The organism is Vibrio sp. 1249-1, assembly GCF_033340495.1.
Map to the genome: position 1 here is coordinate 1 of NZ_JAWOWJ010001169.1, position 518 is coordinate 518.

Here is a 518-nt window from a genome sequence, read left to right on the forward strand (position 1 = left end):
GCGTTAATCCAGCGTATCACTCGACATCTTGTTTATTCGTTTACTATTCGGAGTCCTTATGTCTTACAAATACGCCGTAGCATGCTTGTTGTCTGCACTTTCTGTCACCGCTCATGCCGAGCCAACCAAACACATTGTGGGGGCGAATTTAGGCTATGGTGACGTCAGTTATGACGTCAATAATGGCCATGATGACGGCGACATGTTCTTAGGGGATGTGTATTACCGTTACATGTTCGACCAAAACTTCGGCCTTGAAGCAGGTTACAAAGGCGCGTTTAACGGCATTGGTTCTGTACTCATTAGCCCAATATCAGAAATCACCGACGTGAGTTATGGCGGTCCGCGAATCAGCGGTTACGTAAGCTACCCTTTGGGTGCTGGTTTTGAGCTTTACGGTAAAGGCGGTATCACTTACTACACGTTAAGTTACACGCTTAAAAACAATGGCCAAAATAAAGAATATGACGAGTCTAACCTTGGCGGAGAAACCGCAGCAGGTGTCGCTTGGGGCTATA

1 protein-coding gene is annotated in these 518 nt (G+C 46.5%); it reads left to right on the forward strand.

Annotated elements, in window-relative coordinates; translation table 11 throughout:
- Positions 1-58: 58 nt before the first annotated feature.
- The coding region (locus R7Z50_RS31080; protein WP_318150224.1) for an outer membrane beta-barrel protein at positions 59-518 on the forward strand (460 nt) is incomplete at its 3' end.